Below are 21,046 nucleotides of genomic sequence, written 5' to 3' on the forward strand. Positions count from 1 at the left end.
CTACTGGCCCCCTTCCGTTCCTACTCTTATCGGATCTCCATGAGGGCAGGATGCAGGGTTACCGATCTTTCTAAGAATCGCTAGACTCGTTCTTGTGTCCAGGAAGTAATCGAAAGCCTTAATGTCTCTGCATGCTTTTTCCATGGAAATGCCACTTTGCACAAAAAGAGATTCCAATACGCGGTGATTTAGTACTATTCTCTCGTATTCGGCATCACCTTCTTCCGTGAGCGTAATCATACCATTCCTCGACTCAGCCAAGTTTTTCCCTTTAAGCCTACCTATGATCTCAAGAGCCGAGGGCGAGCTGATACCCATGATTCTTGCGACTTCACACAACCTCGCTGGAAAAGGCGCAACAGTACTTTCCCTGATTGCTACAAGACAATCTCTTTCTTTCTTTGTCATCCCGGATAATCTCTTTTTTTCTTTCATCTTATTAGCCACATTAGGGTAACCCTAATAATGTAAGGTGCAGTATTTAAGGATTTACAATTCACGATTAGAGGCAATGCCGTAACCATGCAGCCACGTGTCCGCACACCACACTTGGGATAGAATTAATAATCTGATGAAGATAGTCTGCCGGAAAACCGGATGAATCTGTCTGATGTATATGCTGTGAATCGGCAAGGATGATGGTAACTGTGACAAAATATGTTGTAAATGTTGCATGGCCGTACGCCAACGGTGCGATACATGTTGGTCATGTCGCTGGTTCGCTTCTTTCACCGGATATCTTTTCCCGTTACCAGCGGATGAGAGGGAATAATGTACTGATGGTTTCAGGAAGCGATCAGCACGGAACCTCAGTTGTCATAACGGCCGAGAAAGAGGGCATTTCTGTAGATCGGGTAGCAGAAATGTATCACAAATCCAACAAGGAGGCTATTGAATGGCTGGGAATACAGTTCGACCTTTTTACTAAAACGCATACTCAGAACCACTTCGACGTCGTGCAGTCTTTTTTCAGAAAACTGTATTCAGACGGTCATCTTTATGCGAAAACCACCGACCAGTATTACTGTACAACAGACAAGCGGTTTCTGGCCGACACGTACGTCTCCGGTACCTGTCCGAAATGTGGATATCAGGAGGCAAAGGGAAATCAGTGCGAGGTCTGCAAAACCATATTTGAACCGGGAGAACTGAATGAAGTGAGATGCACTCTCTGCTCAAATCCCGTTGTGCTGAAAGGTTCCGAGCAACTCTTTTTTTCACTCTCTGCTTTTTCCGGGCGCCTTCACTCATTCCTTTCCGGCAAAAATTATTGGAGGCAGAACGTGCTTGATTTCTCATTGAACTGGATTTCGTCCGGTCTCGATGACAGATCTGCCACGAGGGATCTTGACTGGGGCATCCCTGTTCCTGTTCCAGGTTTCGAAAAGAATGTAATTTATGTGTGGTTTGAAGCAGTAATCGGTTATCTGTCTGCTTCCATAGAGTGGGCAAGAAACAGGGGTGAACCGGAAGCTTGGAAGCAGTTCTGGCAGGATGAGGAGGCGATGCATTATTATTTCATGGGTAAGGACAACATTCCGTTCCACACAATCATTTGGCCTGCTATGATGATGGCGCACGGTGACCTCGTGCTACCTTATGATGTTGTCGCCAACGAGTACCTCACGCCGGACAATTCAGGGATGAAGTTTTCAAAGAGCCGGGGAGGGGCACCGGAAATCAGGGAACTCATGAGGAAATTCACGCCGGAACAGCTTCGCTACTATCTCACATCCGTGATGCCTGAGGGCAGGGACAGTGTCTTCCGCCTGGATGACATGGTATCAAAGGTTAATAACGAACTCGTCGCGACACTAGGCAATTATTTTCACCGAGTGCTTTCTTTTTCATTCAAGAATTTCGGCGAATTGAAGAGACCTGATACATGGTCTGAGAATGAGCACGTTATACGGGAATCTGTCAAGGCTGCTTCTCTGATATCTGAATTGATCGAGGGATGCGAGTTCAAGAAAGCACTGAAAGCGCTGATGGATCTTGCTCAGTCAGGCAATCAGTACTTTGACAGATGCGCTCCATGGTTTTCAATCAAGACAGACAGGACAAAATGCTCTGCAGATCTCTTTGCGAATCTGGAGCTGATCAGGCGCATTGCCATACTCAGCTTCCCGTTCCTTCCGTTTGCCTCCGCGTCTGTCATGTCATTCCTCGGCTATGCTGACTGCGCAGGAGAACTGCGCTGGGACAGGCTGGACGCAGTTCCAGAGCACTACTTAATCAAGGAGCCGAAACCGGTGTTCAGCCGTATCGACCCAGATATGTTGAAAGATGCGCCGGTAGATAGCCCGGACGTCATCCCTCTAGACCTTCGGGTTGGAAAGATCATTTCAGCGAGAAAGCACCCGTCTGCGGAAAAATTGCTGCTGCTCGAGGTTGATACTGGAGAGAGGAGACAGATTGTGGCCGGTTTGAGGCAGCATTATGCCGAAGAGGCGCTTGTCGGGATGAGTGTTGTAGTTGTCGCAAATCTTGCGACAGCCAAGCTCAGGGGTTACGAGTCGCAGGGTATGATGCTTGCAGCAGAAAGTGGGGGTGCAGTGAAACTGCTCAGACCGTATTCCGAAGTACCGGTCGGAAGAATCGGAGAAGACAATGAGCCTATGAGGACAATCAGCATTGATGAATTCCGGAAAGTTGATCTCAGAATTGCCGGATACAGCGGCGGCATAGTGTCCCTATCTGACGAAAAGCCGGAACTTGAAATCGCCGTTGTCGTATCCGGAGGGAAGCCATTGCCAATCAGGAAGGGTGATGTTTTCATAACGGTGGACGGAGGACGAATCGGTGTTGGTTCAAGGATAAGATGAAGTTAGATCTGCATAATCACTCCATATATAGTCCTGACTCGAATGTGGAGCTAAGGGACGCAGTGGCTGCAGCAAGGCGCAGAGGCATGGACGGCATGGCGTTTACAGACCATAATACTGTGAAAGGTTCAATTGCTGCGCAGTCCTTCAGTACTGAAGACTTTGTGATATTAACAGGATGTGAATTGTCTACTGCAGAAGGACATCTTCTCTGCATAGGCATAATTGACGATATTCCTTCAGGCTCAGGCATGGCTGAGGCTATTGAAAAGGTGGAGTCGCTTGGTGGAATCGCTGTTCCGTCCCATCCGTTCAGACTTGGCACCGGGGCAGGGATGGATACACTGATCAGACTGAATGTGAAAGCCATTGAAACGGTCAATGGCAGGAATCATCACGCTCGAAACAAGAGTGCACTCGCTTTTGCCTCCTCGCGTGGCACAGGTGGTACTGGCGGAAGTGATTCACATTCTTCGGACGAGATTGGGCGCGCCTATACTGTCATAGATGGCGAAAACCTGGGTGCAGACGACATCATACAAGAAATTGCCTCAGGCAGAACCACGGGTGCCGGTACCGGACAGACGTTTTCTGGCTCGGCAAGGACGATGTCTAAAATAGTGTCCGAATTCATACGCAGAAAGGGCAAACACATCTGAACAGGCGGTGCTCTCAATGCGCATACTCAGACAGGATCCGAAAACAGGTGAAATAACTGTTCTCGTTACGAATTCAGATGACCTGTGGCATCTTTACAACATCATACGCACCGGGGACGTAGTGAAGGGGCACACTTACAGACGGGAGGAAGCCAGGGAAGACGCCATCAGAGCACAGAGAGAATCCAAAGTGCGCATCTATCTAACCGTCCGGGTGGAGAAGGTGGAGTTCACAGAGTTCAGCAGTATGCTCAGGGTAACTGGGACGATCGAGGAAGCCGAATTCGGCTCGGGACTTCACCACACCTTCAACGTCGAAGAGGGAACGGAGATAACAATTGTCAAGGAGGAGTGGCACGCCGCATCCCTTGAAAGGCTCAGGGAGGCTGCTTCCGGCAAGGGGGCCGCAAGATTCATCTGTATCTCGATAGAGCACGGCGAAGCAACCGTCGCCGTCATCAAGAGTTTTGGCGTCGACGAGGTTGCTACAATACATGGCAGAAAGTCTAAGGACGAGGCCGCGTCCAGAGATCGGGATGAAACATCCGCATCCATCATTCGGCTGGTGAAATCGTTGCCACGCATGCCTATTCTGGTAGTGGGACCGGGCTTCATGAAGGATGACTTCCTTCGCGAGGCGCGGGCGGCCGAACCTTCACTTTTCTCTAATGCACAACTGATTCAGACCGGGCAGGCCGGTATGGCAGGCATAAGAGAGGCAGTTTCCAAACCGGAGAATGCAAAATTGTTCCAGGAGGCGCGGATCGCGGAAGAGGCAAGAGTCGTAGAGGAGATAAAGAAGCTCATAGCGACCGACGGACCGGTGACGTTCGGAATCGAACAAATCGTGGAAGCGCTGGATGCCGGAGCTGTCTCCAGGCTGGTTGTCACGGACAGGCTGCTGAGAGAGAGCGCCACGGAGCGTCTGATGAAAAAGGCGGAGGAAAAGGCGGGGGTAGTGATGGTTGTAACGTCAAGATGGGAACCCGGAAGACAGATTGACGCACTTGGCGGTGCGGCCGCCATACTCCGTTACAAGCGCTGAACTTCAGGTCTTGTAATCGTTTTTCCTAAATTCATAAATTCCAACGCCCTTGGTCCAGAGTGTCTGTTTGAGCCCGGTTGAATCGAGTTTTTCCCCTCCTTCGGCCAGGAGTATGTATCCTGAGGGTATTGTGTTCAAAGACGCACGATTCTCGAGATGCATGGGGGTCAGTGCCCTTGCTTCTTCATTCAGCAGAAAAACGCTTCCAAGTCTGTCCTGCACAAATGAAAGGTGCCTCCTTTCCAAATCCCTTTTGTCCGCTGTCCGCGGATCGAAAGCAAGCCATGCCGTAGGCAGCAGCCCCCCGAACATGCCGATATGCTCCATCTCATCAAGCAGAACATTAGCGGGGCTGAATCCCGGTAAAATGTTAGCACCGTTTTCAGCCTGCCAGAGTGAGACACTGCTTCTCCTTCTGAATCCGGCCCTCTCAGTAACGGATATTGAGGCAATGTTGATGTCGCTGATCATCAGCCTGAATACGGTTTCTCCGGGCATGGTTGTGGCAAAACGCGTCAGAGCACCACCGATGCCGGTTCTTCTCCACGACTTGCCAACTCTCAATCCAGACAGCCAGATGCTGCCATCGGGCAAATGTTCGAAGTGAGACATTCCGGCGGCCGCTTCGTGCACGAATGCGATGAAGACACTTTCACGCTCTATCCATTCCTGAATAACATCCGGAAGATAGTCATCCGGCTCCAGCTCCTCAAGAATAGGAGCAAGTTTGTGCAACTCTTCCTTCCTTGCGATCCTGATTTCCACTTCGCCATTCATGTCAGTTTACCGGTGTATCCGAATCGTACTCCCTTCCTTATTATCTCTCTCGAGTTTCTATAACCCGCATCGGCATGCCTTATCAGACCCAGTCCAGGATCTGCATTGAGCACTTTCGCGATCTTTCCCTCCTGTCGGTCAGTCCCATCAGCAACGACTACTAAACCAGCGTGTATTGAAGTGCCTATTCCTGTCCCACCTCCCTGATGCACAGAGACCCAGGTTGCACCGGATATTGCATTCAGGAGTGCGTTCAAAATTGGCCAGTCCGCAATTGCATCACTGCCGTCCATCATATTCTCAGTCTCCCTGTACGGCGAGGCAACTGAACCTGTGTCGTGATGATCCCTCCCAATCGCCACTGGCGCCGATACTTCTCCATCTCTTACAAGCCTGTTGATCATCAGGCCGGCTTTCTCCCTATCTCCGTATTTCATATAACATATGCGTGCTGGAAGCCCCTGAAAGTGCACCTTTTTCCCGGCTAGTTCAATCCATCTCTTAAGGTGTATGTCGTCGAATTCCTTTATTATCTCCGCATCTATTCTTTTTATGTCGTCCGGATCGCCGGATAGCGCGACCCACCTGAACGGACCTGAACCAATTGCGAAGAGCGGGCGTATGTATGCCGGCACATACCCCTCAATCTCATAAGCGCTTTCGAATCCACCCTCCTTCGCCCTAGTCCTGATATTGTTTCCGTAGTCGAACACGTTTGAGCCGTTTTTCCTGAACCACAGCATTGCCTGCATTTCCAGAACAATGCTCCTGTATACGGCTTGTCGGTACTCTTCAGGCTTTTCTTTGCGTAATACATCCGCATCCTTCAGACTCATGTCCGCGGGTATGTATCCTTCCATAATGTCGTGGGCCGCCGTCTGATCGGTAACAATATCTGGCACGATTCCTCTTCTCGAAAGCTCCGTGTAGGTGCTCGCCGCATTGCCAAGAAGCCCTATGGATATTGGCCTGTTCTGGCTCAGGGACACGTCCTTCATTCTGAGGGCTTCATCTAGACTCTCGGTCCATGTATCGAGATAACCGTCATGTATTCTCCTGTTAATCTTTTCCCTGTCAACTTCAACAATTATGCCCGTTCCACCGTTCATTGTGATTGCCAGAGGTTGCGCTCCACCCATCTCGCCCAGGCCGGACGAAAGCACCCACTTTCCTGCCAGCGAATCCCTTCCGAAGGTCTGATTCGCTATGGCATGAAGTGTTTCGTAGGTGCCCTGCAGTATTCCCTGCGTTCCAATGTATATCCACGAACCAGCCGTCATCTGGCCGAACATCGTCAGTCCCCTTTTCTCGAGATCCCAGAAAATGTCATCGGTCGCAAATTTTGGAACTATCTGTGAATTGACAATAAGCAGTCGCGGCATTTCTTCCCCGGTTGTGAAGACTCCAACCGGTTTTCCGGACTGAATAAGAAGCGTTTCATCATTGCCGAGAACTTTGAGGGCAGCCACAATGCTTTCAAAGGCTTCCCAGCTCCTAGCAGCCTTGCCTCGACCGCCGTAGACGATGAGTTTCTCAGGTTCCTTCGCGACCTCAGGATCAAGATTGTTCATAAGCAGCCGTAGTGCCGCCTCCTGCCCCCATCCTCTGCAGTTGAGTTCACTGCCTCGTGGCGCCCTCATGTTTCTCCTATCCATTTGACCGCCAGTCAATATATCTATATGTTAAAAAAATCTCGCCGCCAAACTTCCAACATTTTAAGGGAGCAAATATGTGGCTTCATTGCCGCTTAATCAGAGCTTGTATCTCTTCAGCCTTTTCTCATCTTCCTTAGAGAATGGCTTCACTCTTTTTGGGTGTGCAGAAATAAACACCCCGGTAGTAGAGGCCAACGCAATCAGGAATGAAACTGAAAGCCAGTACAGGTTCGTCGCATCGGAGAAGAACGTGAAGCCATTGAAAACATTATTGCGAGACTGAATACTCTGGACAAGGAGTGCAGACTGAAACGAACCGGTGAGCTGCACATTGGTGACGTTGAATATATTGCCCTGCGCGGCGTTGAATACTATTCCAGTTTCGGAATATATGCCATTGGAAACTACGGCTGTATAGACGAAGTGGTTATGATTGGACCAGTATAGGTATATTCCATGCGGCTCGGTGCCGTAAACGGACCAGGAGGATGCTCTGAATGTGTTGTTGCTCGAATACTGCAGAAGCAGCGCCTGTGTGCCAATCAGATTCACTGTCACGTTAGATATCGTATTGCTTCCGGAATCGATGAGCACCATTCCTGCATCGCCGTATGTCCCGTCAGATGCAACAGTTGTTGAATCAACAGTATTTCCGAATGCTCTGAAGATATAAACCGCCGTAGATACAAAACCGCCTGAAAAGAACATGTGCAGGTTGCTTATGGCACTGTCATTGGTAAAAAGAACAGAACATCCATCGATGAAACCGCCGTTGAGTCCCGGGGCGTTAACCATGCGTACGCCGTTTATAGTTATCCCGGATGAGCCGGCGATAGTTAGGCCATAAAATTCAGCAAAATTGAATTCGTCGGGTATCAGTTCGACAAATGCATCATACAATGCAGATTGCCTGCATTTGACGAACTGAACGGCGGATATGACGTTCCTCTCGTATATTTTGTCAAGTAGTATTCCAGATGAGAATACAATTCGTATCCCGAAAAGACTGCCGAATGCTGAGTCACCTACAAGAGAAACATTGGTGCTGTTCTGCAAAATGATTGTAAAGATGCCCCCAATAGAACTCACATTTGATATGGTGCCGCGAATTAGTGCATCTGCGATGATCCCGGCATAGTCAGATGTCGTAACAATCTGGCTTACATTGGCGAGCCATCCATCATATAGGACAATTCCTGTTTCTCCTCCAGCTATCCTAAGAGAGTCAATATTCGTAAAATTACAGTCGGTTATAAACACCGCTGCACTGGTCTTAGGTGAAGTATTACTTGTTGCATTGTCAGAGCCGAAGATCGAATTTTCCACCCTGATGTGCAGAGACTTTGTTGCGGACAGTCCCGAGTCCGCCTGCGTCCCGGAATCGTTAAGGTAATTGCCGCTGAAGATTAGACTGCGCGACGACGCGACGGAAATCACAGTAAACGGAGTACCATGTGAGGCATTTGCCTGAATGAATGGTGTTGGTGTCGACACAAAGGAATCCCCGGTCATCACAACATCTCGGCATATAGATACGGCAATCAGCGCTCCAACACCATAAAATCCGCTTAAACGCAGTAAAATGGAGCTTGAATTCACAGAGTCGATTATCGGTCCAGTGGCGTAAAGTTTTGAATCATGCACTGACGCGAAGGAATTATTCAGTTCAATCATTGCAGCAGGCGAAGGCGCAGATGAATTACCGTTCAGCATACTCCTGTTTATGATGAGCCGGGAATCGAGAAATTTCATTGTGAACTGGCCATAGTTGTTCACGGCGTGGCTGATTTCAATGTTTGTGTTGTTGAAAATTGCAGTCGAATTGAAGAAGGAAAGCGAAACGGGCCTGGAGATGGATGAGTTTACGACGATTGTTTCGTTTGAAGCCGTAAAATTAATGTTATTGTATGAGCTGTTCGAAGTAATATAAACCGTACTAGATCCCTTCGATGGCAATGAGGGTGCTAAGGTGCTGAAATTAACATGAATGGCCTCCGCGTGTGTTACCTGCGCTTCTTTGAGTTGGATAGTGTTAGTATGCGATGGAGACGCTGGATACTCACAGCCTGCAATCGGCTGGTCCGTCGCAGCCGCTAATAAAAGAATGCAGATGCATATGATCAGTATCTCCAGTTTGTGTTCCAAGCACGCGCTTCCCTTGCTTTCCGCTTTCACTCCATGGTCGGCTAGGCTGATAACTTTTTTTGCAGATCGCCTTGCCTGCGTAAAAATCTATATAACTGGAATCTCTGCGTCTTTTTTGATTGCTGGAATTCGATATGCCTGTTACCGATGAAGTTGTGAAGAAGGCTCTGTGGTTCTACCATGATGAAGTGAAGGATGCCGAGGTGTACAGCAGCCTAGGAGCGAAGGAGCAAGACAGCAAGAGAGGCAGATTCCTGAAGGAACTGGGAGAGATGGAAAGGAATCACGCCGATTTCTGGAAGGATTTTCTACAGAAGCGTGGGGTCGGCAACTTGGATTACAGATACCCTTCGTACAGGAGAAAGTTCATACTTCTTCTTCGCAGGATCATCGGCCTCCCCATGGTTATACGGCTGTTCGAAAGGGGGGAAGAGGCAGTGATTAAGGAATACAGTGAATTCCTCACTACACAGCTAATTGACGAAGAGCAGCGAAAGAAACTTCACAGTATAGTCACTGATGAAATACTTCATGAAGAGTATTTTGCGACGCAACTCAGCGGCATGTCAAACAGACTCGAATCCATCAGGGACGTTTTCTACGGTATGAGCGACGGCTTGGTGGAAGTACTTGCCGCAGTAGCCGGACTTGTGCCGATAGTCAAGACACCCGTGCTTGTGGCAGCCGGGGGTCTGGTAGTGGGCATTTCCGGCACGCTTTCCATGGCAATAGGCGCATACATGTCCACAAAGGCTCACGTGGAAATCGGACGAAGGCAGACAGACAGAGTTGCAAGGGAAATTGAATTAGTGAGCGTCGAAGAGAGAATTGAGAGATTGAAGTCGCTCTTCAAGAATATGGGTTTTGAAGATGCTTACATCAATGAAGCCGCCGAATCAATGGCCCGCAACGGCAATGTTTCGACCGAATTCTACGTGCGGAACAAGCTGGGCAGATCAACCGTTAGCGAAGAAAACCCGAGGCGGGCGGGTCTGCAAACCGGTCTCTTTTATCTTATAGGTTCAGCATTCCCGATACTTCCTTTTGCATTTGTGGGTGGAATTACCGGTCTCATACTGTCAGTAATAGCCGTTGCTGCGGCACAGACTGCCGCGGCGACAGTCATATCACTCTCTTCAGATACGTCTGTGTTGAAGAAGGTGCTTGAAACAGTTGGACTCACGCTTGGCGCAGCTGCTGCCACATTCATACTCGGAAACATAATGTTTGCATTACTGCATCTGCCGGCAGTGCCTTGACAGGACAATCGCTCATGTCATGGTCCAAATGGTCTGCAGGCACTGCAGAAACATGGTTCAATCCCCGGTCATGGAATATTTCCTGTCTTTCCATAATACTTTGAACCCTGCAACTGCCCTCAGGAATGCGCTCGTCGAAATGAGCAAATATATTCCTATGGAAACCGGAAACAGAAGAGCGATATATGCAGGACTTCCTGTACCTATCTGGAATATCAGCATTCTGAGGATGACAAATACAAGAGACAGCGACGAAACGGCAAGAAGCAGAAGACTTCCATCGAATATGGAGTAATACATCATCCAGAATGGAAGGTAAAATGTGAATGCTAGGTATAGAATTCCAGCCAAATGGATGTGATATTTTCTTCCTACCTCTCCCTGAATGTCTCTCACCACGCCTTCCCACAGTTCTCCCCTGTTTCTGTACATTCTCGTGCTCAGATAGCCGCTCGCCCAGTAAAATCTGATTTTCATGCCGTTCTTTCTGAAGAGCTTCGCGAGATTGACATCCTCCACTATCTTTTCCCTGATGGCGCGGTGCGTGCCGCACTTCTCATACGCTTCCCTCTTCATCATCATATATTGTCCGTTGGCCATCGCCACGCGTCCCCTGTCCCGGTTCATTAGTGGTGGCATGTAAAGCAGCATGATAAACTGAGCAAATAATGGAAGCATGAGTTTCTCCCAGAACCCTTTCATCACCATTTTCGGCCCGAGCGAAAGCAAATCTGTATTCTCATGGAGCATCGACCTGACAGTCGTGGAAACTGTTTCACGCGTCAGTACCATGTCTCCGTCAACGAAGAGAAGTATCTCTCCCCGGGATTCCTTGTATCCAAGAAATGCGCCCCAGTTCTTGCCGGTCCACCCGGTAGGTCTCTCACTCTCTCTAATGATCTTTATCCTGTCGCCGTAGCTCTGTAATATTTCCCATGTACCATCCTCGGAATTACCATCTGCAACGATCACTTCCAGGCCCGTGTAGTCCTGATTAAGTACGGAGTCGATGCAGCCGCGTATGTCGTTTGCTTCGTTCCTGCAGGGAATTATGACACTGACTGTCGTTCCAGGCTGATGAGTTCCTTCTTCAGAACCGGGCAGATGGTTGTCAATGCTGTCGACGTTTATTGCAAGCAGAAACACGATTCCCAGCGAAATGAATGAGTATATCGCAAAGAAACAAAACAGCAAAAGTGTAACTGTGTTCAGATGCACGCCTCTGAACAAATTCGCTGTATATTTATTGTTAACCCGCAACACGAGCGCAGTTTGGTGGATAGCCAGATGCGCTAACTCCTGTTGCATTTTTGTACACGACTGCTGCTGTTATGAATCCATGGGAAGTCCATCCTTCTGAAAAGGTTGAATAACCTCGCTGCCATTTGCCACAACTGACAGGTTCCGTCTTTCAAGGAATCGCGATGGTAGATTTCAAATGGCATTGCAATACACATCACCCCTGCTTACCATTGGAATACTGTTCTTTTTCGCCAAGGTTGTTGGCCTCATCGCAAAGCGTTTTCACCTTCCCTCGGTAATCGGCGAAATACTGGGCGGCGCCATCCTCGGCCCGTATGCGCTTGGAGGCTACATTGACGCCTGGACCGGCATCGATCTGATTAATGTCAACAGCACAGTTCTCCTTTTTTCGCAGGTTGCTGTCGTTCTCATAATTTTTTCAGCGGCCGCCGAAAACGGCCTTTCAGGCCTCAGACAGGCGGGAGCCTATGCTGTTCTGGTTGCTGTTGGGGGTGCACTTCTTCCTGTGGTACTCGGTTTTTACTTCTACATAGCAACAGGAAGGTCGCTATCTGGTGCCATCCTTATCGCATCTACAATGGCAGCTACCAGCCTTGCCATAACGGTACAGTCTATGGAGCGCTTCAAGGAGAAATATGGCGTTGAGGCGAACCTGATTTTCAATGCCGCCGCGATAGATGATGTAGTCAGTGTCGTTATTCTTGCAGTTGCTCTGACGGTGCTCAATTCGCGCAAGGGTGTTACAACTCTCAGTGTGTTTTCAATTGCTATTGCAGCAACTTTCACCTGGTTTGTCATGCTCGTTGCATCGCTCACAATTATCCCGCAGTTCATTAAGATCGTTGCAAGGCTGAAAGATGACAGCGTTCTGGAATCCGCATCGCTGGCTGTTGCATTCGCTATGTCTTCGATTTCGGCGTTTGTCGGTCTCTCAACTGTGGTCGGTGCGTATCTTGGCGGCATATCAATGGCAGGTTCGCTTGCCAAGGAGCATGCAAGAAGATTCAGCAATATTCTCAAGGATGCACTTGGGCCTCTCTTTTTTGCTGTAATTGGGGCTGAATTAAATTTTGGCGATTTTCTAAACCTTTACTCACTGTTGGGCATGGCATTGCTTACCGTTATTGCCGTTCTCGGAAAGATAGCCGGCTCAGGAGCAATGGCCTTTTTAAAATTCCGGCACATCCAAAGTGCGCTCCGGGTAGGTGTAGCGATGGTCCCAAGAGGAGAGGTTGGATTGGTAATCGCGGGAATTGCGCTCGAGCAGGGCGTTGTGACGCAGTCACTCTACGGCGAGATAATCGGAATGGTTCTGCTGACGTCTGTAATCGGGCCAATTCTGCTACAGCGACTCTACCATCTGGCACTCAGACCGGATTGAATCGTATTCCTGTCATGATATGGAGGCGCTGAGGGTGCCGTTTTCTGACAATGAACTGTAGAAGCTCACCACTTGCATGAGTGTAATGCACCAGATGCATCCAGTGAAGTTCTGCTGAATGCAAAATTGTTCAACGATTGATCTAAAATCAAACCAAAAAACAAAAAAGGCAAATGGAAATGGTTTAACGTACACTCCATATTGTCCAAAATTCAGGCTGCTTCCGCCGCTGCTGCGTGTGGTCTGGCAGCATATGCTATCAGGCTGCCTATGACGGCTACTGTCACATTTACCGCGACTGAGAACAAACCGATATAAAGCAGTCCGTACGGGGATTTATAGAAGCTTGTGACAAGTTTACCGAAGTGGTTGGCATACTCAACAAGATATATTCCGGAAATCAATCCAATTGCCCAGCCTGCGGTCATAGCATATTTGTTCATGCGCCTGAGGAACAGGCCCATGAAGACCGGTGCAATCGTCTGAAGTATCAATATTCCGCCGAGCAGCTGAAGCTGAATTGCGTATGTCAGCGGTACGATAAAGACAAATCCCAGTGCAACGAACTTGAATACGGCAGAGAAGATCTTTGCCAGCTTCGCTTCTGTTTCGGGTTTCATGCCTGGCGAGAATTCCTTGAACACATTCCGGACGAGCAGATTCGCCTGGGACATGGCCATTATTGATGCAGGCACTAGTCCGCCTATGAATATCCCCAGAAACGCCAGCCCTGAGAACCAGGGCGGCAGCGAATACTGTATTAAAGCGGGAACAACAAGAATGCCCCTTGTTGCCGCGGGTGTCTTGGCAAGATATGCCATTGCCGGCCCTACTGCATAGACCAGTATGCCGAACATGGCGAGCAAAGCAAGACCAACTCCATATATTGGCAGCAATGCTGTGCTGAGTCTGAGCTTCTTTTCACTGGAAGCGCTCAGGGAGCCGTTAACTGCGTGGGGATATAGAAACAGTGCAAGTGCGCTTCCAAGCCAGAGCGTCCAATATGCAGAACCAGCAACTGGCGCGAGCTTACTGAATGCAGGCTTTGCCGCGAAAGCTTTTGCAAACCCCCCGAAGTGTGCGGGAACGACAATAATCACCACAATCACTGTTAAGAAGATGAGAATGTCCTTGAATACTGCCGTCAGCGTTGCTCCACGGAGTCCACTTGTAAATGTGAACAACGCAAGCACGATGAATGATAGGACAAGTGCGATCTCGATGATGGCGGAGGAGTTAGCGCCGAGTCCCTGCAGCATGACTGTAAGAACAGCAGTCATGCCGACAATCTGCAGTGCGATATACGGTAGTTCTGCAACTATTCCAGTCAGAGCGATAAGTATTGCAAGTACTGTGCCGAATCTGTGCTTTACAAAGTCAGCGGCTGTAACATAGCCGTGCTTCCTCGCTTCAATCCAGAGCTTTGGCATGGTGACCATTGCTATGGCAAATGTCACTGCAACGTACGGAACGGCATAAAAGATGATCGCCCCCGAAGCGAAGACACCTGACGGAACGGCGACGAAAGTGTACGCGGTGTATAAATCTGCTCCGATGAGGAACCATGCCAGGAATGGACCGAGTCTCCGCCCGGCAAGTGCCCAGTCTCCAAGATCGGCGAGATTGCCTTTTCTCCATCTGCTTGCATAGAACCCGAGGAAGGCGAATATTGCAAAAAGAACCAGGAATACGGAAATTTCTGTAATCTGGTCAGTAGACATCGGATTTCCCTCCTCTTCCGCTGTTCAGCAGTAGCGCTGCAAATACGAATAATATTGCAGAAATGACAAGCCACACAGTCTGGTACCAGTAAAAATAAGGTATTCCATACAATGTAGGACTCACTTTGTCAAACGATCCTAGGTCAAGATAAGCAGCAAATGGAATCAGCAAAAGTATTACTGCTGCAATATCTTTTCCTGCGCTCCGCTTGGCACCATTCTTACTTCCTTCGGCCAAATTTTTCCCCTCTATTTCAAAATCTAACAATCTTTCTCAAGAGGTTTAATTTCCCTGAGCACAGCCAGACGCTTGGCATCACACGCTGTAGGCTGGGTAATCTTTTACCTTAGGTTGGATTTCGTGCCAGGTTTGTGTGGGTAATGATCAGATCGATACTTAAAGATTTTTAACAGGCTGCTGCATTGGATGAGTAGTCCGATCACTCTGCGGACAGGCCACTTTCCACCATATTGTTAAGTTCTACCGTCCAAGAATTAATGTTCGCTACTTGCTTTCTGAGGAAACGAACTATCTCTGTTTCCTCACCGATCTTCAGCAGTACGACCACATTCGAATGCCGTATGTGATTCAGCCATTCAAGCATGCCTGCTATCCTGCTATGTTCTTTTTCCATAACTAGAATGACTGTCGTCCGCATGGTGCTTATGACAGTATCACAAACTGTCATTTGCTGGAGTGATTCGGTAGGGAATTCTTAGACACTCGTTACTGAGTCAGTTTCACGAGAAGCTCGTCGTACGAGGAGAGTTTTGCTTCGCCTTGAGTTTGTCGGCGGGTGGAATGGAGAGCCTGTTGTCATATATGAATGGAAATCCGGATTGATAAGGCATTCAATGATTTACCGGGCGTTGTCCCTACCATAGGTTCCTGGAATTTGTTGCAGGGTTTTATATTCCGAATTGAAAAGTCTTAAAGGGCATTCGCCTTTTACAGTTCATGAATTACGTCAAAGCAAAGGTTCTGTACGACGGAACTGCAAATGCTGTAAGGAACGATGTTTTCATCAGCTATGATCGAGACAGGATAACTGCCATAGGAACGACTCAACCGAAAGGCGAAATGATCGCAGAGGGTGTTGTGACGCCCGCCTTCATCGACGGCCATTCCCACATAGGGCTTGCCAGAAGCGGTGAACCGTCTGCAGAGGAAGAAGGTAATGAGCATATGGATCCAATGCTCCCGATGGTGAACGTTCTCGATTCTGTGTATATGGATGATTTTGCTTTCAGGGAAAGCATAGAACACGGCGTGCTCTACTCCCATGTAATGCCAGGGAGCGGAAACATCATAGGTGGAAGGACTGCGCTGATCAGGAATTTTGCAGAAGACATACGTGAGGCGTTCATTTCAAGGCCCGGCATCAAAGCTGCGTTGGGATATAATCCTCGCTCAACAACTGACTGGAAGGGAACCAGACCGACGACGAGGATGGGTGCAATATCTATATTGAGAAATGAGCTCAACAAGGCATTAAAAGCATCAAGGCTAATGAAGAAAAAGCGAAAGACAATCGATGAAATCGAGCCCCAGACGGAAGCTCTCATAGACATACTGAACGGAAAGCAGAGGCTGATGGTTCATGTTCATAAAGAGGACGATATTGTCAATCTGATTAATCTGATGTCAGAATTTGGCTTCAGAGCAGTGATTAACCACGCAGGGGATGTACATTCATCCAGGCTCTGGGAAATAGTGGCAAGAGAGGGACTTTCAGTAATTTACGGGCCGGTGGATGCTTTTTCCTACAAGGTTGAGCTTAAGCACGAGCGCTGGCAAAACGTCAGATTCATCGCTGAGTCGAATATAGATTATTGCCTCATGACAGACCATCCAGTCGTGCTACAGAGGAATCTTTTCCTCCAGCTTCGTTTCTTCCTCAGGTATGGCCTGACAAAGGAGCAATCGATAGCACTCATCACAGGCAATGCTGCGAATATTCTTGGCTGCAGGGATATAGGCATACTCGAAAAGGGCAGAATGGCATCGTTCACAGTGTGGAATAACGATCCATTCTCCCTCGATGCATGGCCGGAAACCGTCGTGGGAGAGGGGAAAACGCTAATAGGCTGAAGATGCCCCTATGTCGCACTGCCGCGCTTCATCTTTCCTTCGTGAATTCCTTCTTCCTCTCTGCGTCGAGTTCACAGACTTCTACGTTGACTGCGGCCACTTTCGCAACCGATGACGCAAACTCCGCTATAATGTCACCGCGCACGGCGATGAGCATATTCCCCGCCGCAGCATCCACATATGTCCTGAAGCCGGAACAGCCCATGCTCACCGCAACCGGTGCTCTTCCGCTTAAGACAAACGGTATGACTGAGCAAGCTGGGCGCCCGGTCAGCGGGACATTGAATGGATGGGCGCCGTAGAGGCTGGCGGCTTCCAGAGCAATCATCGCGCCGGATGGCCTGCAGAACATTACAACAGCTGTAGGGTCTATGTCACGTTTTCCCAGTGGGCCGTAATAGACAAATTCTGGCGCGCTGCTGTTATGTGGTATTTTCGCTGCTTCTCCTTTTCCCAGATACCCTTTTTCTTCCATCCAGCCAAGTGTCTCCGAGAGCCTGGATCCAAGCTCGCCAGAAGGCCTGATGCCAAGTACAAAGGCACCTATTTCGCAATTTTCATGCGCAGAAAGCGGTGCGTAAATCTCTTTCTGTGTGCCTATTCCCCAGAATGAACAACCGGCCGGCACACTGTGAGGATATCTCTCGATACCCAGGGGTTCAGCATTCAAGTAGGAAATCTGGACTGGCGCAGACTCGAGTTTCAGATCCCTTTTGAGATTTTCAGACAGTTCTGTCAGGTCGTCTTCCATGTTTCAATCACATTCATGAACTTCCTATATACCTTCCGAGACAGACTTTTCGCCTCGAAGGCTGCGTTGCACGCTGTCACTGTTTTTACCAGGCGGAAGTAGTGGATTCAATTAGCCGCAAAGCGACTGATTCATCATTTAACTCTCATTTCGAATAGTGCGGATTCCTGCAGATCGGAATAGGTTTATTTAGGCTACCCATTTACACACACTCAACGGAATTAACGGAGTGTTGCGAAATGTGTAAGTTCTGCAGTGACGAAAAGTGTTCATGCGACTGTGTGTACCCTGAAAGAGTTAGGAAGGAATTGCGCAACCTGTACTCGCAGAACCTGATTGACATAGACAAATGCATAATCACCTGTATCAAGTGCAGGCACCAGCTTGTTTACACAGTTCCATCGATGCATCAGCACAGTGCTACGGCAATGGAATAGCAATTTCACACGTACTTTCCCAATATCTATCATAGCTCAAATGTTGTTGGCGCCAACGCCAGTCCTTTCCATTGCCTTAAGCGCCTCTGCAATATGCCTTTTCGGCTGGAGCTGGGAACTGAAGACATGAAGCACAGTGCCATCCTTTCCAATCAGGTACGTCGTTCTTCCAGGAATTATGCCTAGCGAACGCTTCACGCCGAATAAGTCTGCTATCCGGTGACCACCATCGCTTAGGAGGTGAAAAGGCAAGGAGTGCTTCTGTTTGAAACTCGTGTGTCTTTCCGTGCCGTCCGTGCTTATGCCTGCAACCCTTACCCCCTTCTTTACGAACAGGTCATAATTATCCCGGAATTCGCATGCTTCAGTTGTGCAGCCGCTTGTGAAATCCCTCGGAAAGAAGTAAATGATCAGCGGCCCTTTTTTCAGCTCTTCGTAGAGGTGAAATTGATTTCCATTTTCGTCAGGTAGAGTGAAATCAGGTACTTTCATACCTACCGGCACATCCATGAATATGCATCGCCTTCGCTATGACTTAAACATTGCCTTCGATCACGCGGGATACATCACATTCCTGCCCGAAGCCTCTTCATCAGGCCGACGTACGCTTCCAGCAGCTCCAGTCCCTTCCGTATGCCCATATCCGCCTCTTTCACAGTATGAGTGTTGAAGTAATCCCTCACTTCATCAGGTCTCCGCGTCCCGGCTCCGCTGATGAGATTCTCCACCATAGCCGAGTTGAGTCCTGTGCCCGAATAGGTCTTCAGAAGTTTTTCTCTGTTGTCCACGAACCACTTCCATACGGCATCCCTGCTTTCGTTGTTTGAAGTTGCCACTATTACCATGTAGGCTATGTGGCCAATGTTCACTTTACCTGTAAAAGAGAGCTCCAGCGCCCTGCGATTAAGCTCGCCCTCTTTGAATGAAACCATTGCTATCGCAATCTTCATCGCGTCCTGATCACTTCCTGCGGAAGTCATTTCCTTCAACAATCTGTCAAACGCATTCTCGCCGTTAACACGGGCATAAGATATTGCAACTGCCTGCCTGAGCTCTGGCTCAACCTCATTCCATTTGTCAAAGAGTGATGCCATTTGCGCTGCGAAAACATTATCGATCCTTGTAAGTCCGTTGCTTAACCGTTCCCTGAGAACTGCGTTTCCTCTGTCTTCCCTGACCCTCCTCCTTACACCGATCCTTCTCAGGTGGCTACGACAGAAACTAGTGTAGATTTTTTTCAAATCTTCCCTCTCCGGAACTAGTTCTGTAAGGAATCCCAGTTGAGAGTTCATCACACTTACGATGAGATAGTCGTTGTCCCGCGCAACTTTCCTGGCGAACTGCAAATACATATTTACGTCTGTTTCTCCCGATATCAGAAACATGAACAGATCGGACATCAGCCCCCATCGTCCTGCGGCTCCAATGCGATTGATGTCATGCTTTAATTTTGAATAAAGCGTATCGTCATACTTCACCCTGTAAAATCCTGTTCTGTCGCCGTTGATGAGAAACTCACTTACCCGCTTGGCGCCGATTGTCGTGTTTTTCCGATCGAACAGCATTGTCTTTCTCCTGCCGTTGAGCGTATATGTCAGGGGAATCGGCCAAATGTCCTTTGAACCTCTGCCTGAAATAATAAAGCGTTCCTGACTGAGCTCGATTTTATCCCCCTTGATTGTTGCGCGAACAAGCGGATGCCCCGGCTTGCCTATCCACGATTTCATAATCCTGCCAATATCCTGGCCGGATGCCCTTGCAAGAGCATTCCACAGATCGCTGCTTTCGGCGTTGCCGTATGCAAACTCCCTCAAGTATGCTGAAACACCCCTCCTAAATGCCCTACTGCCAAGGTAATTTTCAATCATCCTGAGAACACTCGCTCCCTTTCCATAACTTATTTCGTCGAATATCTCGCCTATTTCTTCGGGCCTGTCAACCTTAACCTCTATGGGGTGCGTGTTCTTCAGCGAATCCGCATGCATCGATCGTCCTGTTTCGCTGAGGATAAAATCAGACCACGTATTCCACTCGGGATATATTCCGTCAACAATTCTGTTGCTCATGTATGTCGCAAAACTCTCATTGAGCCACAGATCGTTCCACCATTTCATCGTGACCAGGTTTCCGAACCACTGGTGCGCTATCTCGTGCGCAAGGACAATCGCAACGACTCTCCTGTTATATTCGCTGGTGGATTTGTCAACGAGCAGCGCATATTCCCTGAATGTTATGCTTCCCCAGTTTTCCATTGCACCTACTGCAAATTCCGGAACACCGACAAGATGCAATTTTGATAGAGGGTAGGGTATGGAATAGAATTTTTCATACTCCCTCAGAAATTTGAGCGCGTTCGAAAGTGCGAACGATCCTTTTCCTCGCTGCGCCTGAGTAGATGCGGCGATAATGTGCAGGGTTCCGTCCTTCCTGGACGACTCCGCGAACCTGCCAATGCCTAGATAGAGAAGATAAGTCGACATCAACGGTGTGGGTTTGAAAATATACTCCCATTTACCGTTCCTTTCAGTCCTGCTCAATACCTCGGTATTGGAAATCGCCAGAAGTCCTTTGTCGACTGTTACACGTATATTGAAGATTGACTTGTAGGCAGGATGATCTATACATGGTATGAAGCTCCTCGCACCCGTAGGCTCAAACTGTGTGGTGAGCACGTAGTCATCTTTGGATTTGGATTTGTAGAATCCCTGTAATCCGCCTTCAAGAACTCTGCCGGAAAAACTAATTTTACAGGTGACTTTTCGGTGTACGCCCGTGTTAACTGACAGTTTGCAGTTCTTCCTGTCGTACTTCCATACGGCTTTTTTTCCATCGATGCTTACGTCTTGTATATCGAGCCGATCGCTGTCAAGGACTACCGTCCTCTCCGTGTTCGCGAAACTCACTGTGCACTGACCACTGTACCGCAGACCTTTGAAATCCACATCAAGCGAAATGTCATAAAGAACAACTTTCATGACTACGACTCTCAATAATTGTATTTATCTTTTGGGCCGACCCATCGGTACGCCGAAATGA

The 21,046-nt window shown here is 48.6% G+C and carries 17 protein-coding genes; 6 read left to right on the forward strand and 11 right to left on the reverse strand.

All coding sequences use genetic code 11. The annotated features are described in order from the left end of the window. Entirely contained in the window at nt 1-435 is a 435-nt protein-coding gene (locus tag KIS30_05560) for a metal-dependent transcriptional regulator (protein MBX8646207.1), read from the reverse strand. Between the two features lie 200 nt (nt 436-635). On the opposite strand from KIS30_05560, the gene metG reads away from it, so the two are divergent. From metG to KIS30_05575, 3 genes are read left to right on the forward strand one after another with little or no spacing between them, the layout of a single operon-like run. Next, nucleotides 636-2,825: a methionine--tRNA ligase gene (metG, locus tag KIS30_05565; protein MBX8646208.1), complete on the forward strand. Its 2,190-nt coding sequence runs from the start codon at nt 636-638 to the stop codon at nt 2,823-2,825. Next, on the forward strand, nt 2,822-3,484 hold the full coding sequence (locus KIS30_05570) for a PHP domain-containing protein (GenBank protein ID MBX8646209.1): 663 nt from the start codon (nt 2,822-2,824) through the stop codon (nt 3,482-3,484). The genes metG and KIS30_05570 overlap by 4 nt, the downstream gene beginning before the upstream one ends. Before the next feature lie 16 nt (nt 3,485-3,500). Continuing rightward, nucleotides 3,501-4,529 (forward strand): mRNA surveillance protein pelota, encoded by a 1,029-nt coding sequence (locus KIS30_05575; GenBank protein MBX8646210.1) that lies wholly within the window; start codon nt 3,501-3,503, stop codon nt 4,527-4,529. A gap of 3 nt (nt 4,530-4,532) precedes the next feature. Here KIS30_05575 and KIS30_05580 read toward each other — a convergent pair whose 3' ends face one another. The 3 genes from KIS30_05580 to KIS30_05590 all read right to left on the reverse strand — a co-directional run bounded on the left by KIS30_05580 (nt 4,533) and on the right by KIS30_05590 (nt 8,917). Then, nucleotides 4,533-5,306: a hypothetical protein gene (locus KIS30_05580; GenBank protein ID MBX8646211.1), complete on the reverse strand. Its 774-nt coding sequence runs from the start codon at nt 5,304-5,306 to the stop codon at nt 4,533-4,535. After that, nucleotides 5,303-6,961 (reverse strand): urocanate hydratase, encoded by a 1,659-nt coding sequence (gene hutU, locus KIS30_05585; GenBank protein ID MBX8646212.1) that lies wholly within the window; start codon nt 6,959-6,961, stop codon nt 5,303-5,305. The genes KIS30_05580 and hutU overlap by 4 nt, the downstream gene beginning before the upstream one ends. A 96-nt stretch (nt 6,962-7,057) precedes the next feature. Further along, entirely contained in the window at nt 7,058-8,917 is a 1,860-nt protein-coding gene (locus KIS30_05590) for a hypothetical protein (GenBank protein ID MBX8646213.1), read from the reverse strand. A 308-nt stretch (nt 8,918-9,225) separates the two neighbouring features. Here KIS30_05590 and KIS30_05595 point away from each other — a divergent pair, with 308 nt between their 5' ends. Continuing rightward, a complete protein-coding gene (locus tag KIS30_05595) occupies nt 9,226-10,365 on the forward strand; it encodes a VIT1/CCC1 family protein (protein MBX8646214.1) in 1,140 nt (379 codons plus the stop codon). A 57-nt stretch (nt 10,366-10,422) separates the two neighbouring features. On the opposite strand, the gene KIS30_05600 is transcribed toward KIS30_05595, so the two are convergent. Further along, nucleotides 10,423-11,583, reverse strand: a complete 1,161-nt coding sequence (locus KIS30_05600) for a glycosyltransferase (GenBank protein ID MBX8646215.1) — start codon at nt 11,581-11,583, stop codon at nt 10,423-10,425. 220 nt (nt 11,584-11,803) lie between these two features. On the opposite strand from KIS30_05600, the gene KIS30_05605 reads away from it, so the two are divergent. Beyond that, entirely contained in the window at nt 11,804-13,009 is a 1,206-nt protein-coding gene (locus KIS30_05605; protein MBX8646216.1) for a cation:proton antiporter, read from the forward strand. Nucleotides 13,010-13,221: 212 nt separating this feature from the next. Here KIS30_05605 and KIS30_05610 read toward each other — a convergent pair whose 3' ends face one another. The 3 genes from KIS30_05610 to KIS30_05620 form a co-directional block, all read right to left on the reverse strand. After that, on the reverse strand, nt 13,222-14,730 hold the full coding sequence (locus KIS30_05610; GenBank protein MBX8646217.1) for a sodium:solute symporter: 1,509 nt from the start codon (nt 14,728-14,730) through the stop codon (nt 13,222-13,224). Next, nucleotides 14,720-14,968 (reverse strand): DUF3311 domain-containing protein, encoded by a 249-nt coding sequence (locus tag KIS30_05615; protein ID MBX8646218.1) that lies wholly within the window; start codon nt 14,966-14,968, stop codon nt 14,720-14,722. The genes KIS30_05610 and KIS30_05615 overlap by 11 nt, the downstream gene beginning before the upstream one ends. Before the next feature lie 202 nt (nt 14,969-15,170). Beyond that, nucleotides 15,171-15,365 carry a hypothetical protein gene (locus tag KIS30_05620; GenBank protein ID MBX8646219.1) on the reverse strand — a complete coding sequence of 65 codons (195 nt, stop codon included), beginning with the start codon at nt 15,363-15,365 and terminating at the stop codon, nt 15,171-15,173. A gap of 323 nt (nt 15,366-15,688) precedes the next feature. Between KIS30_05620 and KIS30_05625 the strand changes: the two genes are divergently transcribed. Further along, nucleotides 15,689-16,822, forward strand: coding sequence for an amidohydrolase family protein (locus KIS30_05625; protein MBX8646220.1), 1,134 nt, complete (start codon nt 15,689-15,691; stop codon nt 16,820-16,822). Between the two features lie 28 nt (nt 16,823-16,850). Here KIS30_05625 and KIS30_05630 read toward each other — a convergent pair whose 3' ends face one another. The 3 genes from KIS30_05630 to KIS30_05640 form a co-directional block, all read right to left on the reverse strand. Continuing rightward, nucleotides 16,851-17,573 carry a DUF169 domain-containing protein gene (locus KIS30_05630; protein ID MBX8646221.1) on the reverse strand — a complete coding sequence of 241 codons (723 nt, stop codon included), beginning with the start codon at nt 17,571-17,573 and terminating at the stop codon, nt 16,851-16,853. A gap of 473 nt (nt 17,574-18,046) precedes the next feature. Continuing rightward, on the reverse strand, nt 18,047-18,520 hold the full coding sequence (locus KIS30_05635; protein MBX8646222.1) for a peroxiredoxin: 474 nt from the start codon (nt 18,518-18,520) through the stop codon (nt 18,047-18,049). Between the two features lie 56 nt (nt 18,521-18,576). Further along, nucleotides 18,577-21,000, reverse strand: a complete 2,424-nt coding sequence (locus KIS30_05640) for a M1 family metallopeptidase (protein ID MBX8646223.1) — start codon at nt 20,998-21,000, stop codon at nt 18,577-18,579. Nucleotides 21,001-21,046 lie beyond the last annotated feature (46 nt).

The organism is Candidatus Sysuiplasma acidicola, assembly GCA_019721035.1.
GTDB classification, from domain to species: Archaea; Thermoplasmatota; Thermoplasmata; order Sysuiplasmatales; family Sysuiplasmataceae; genus Sysuiplasma; species Sysuiplasma acidicola.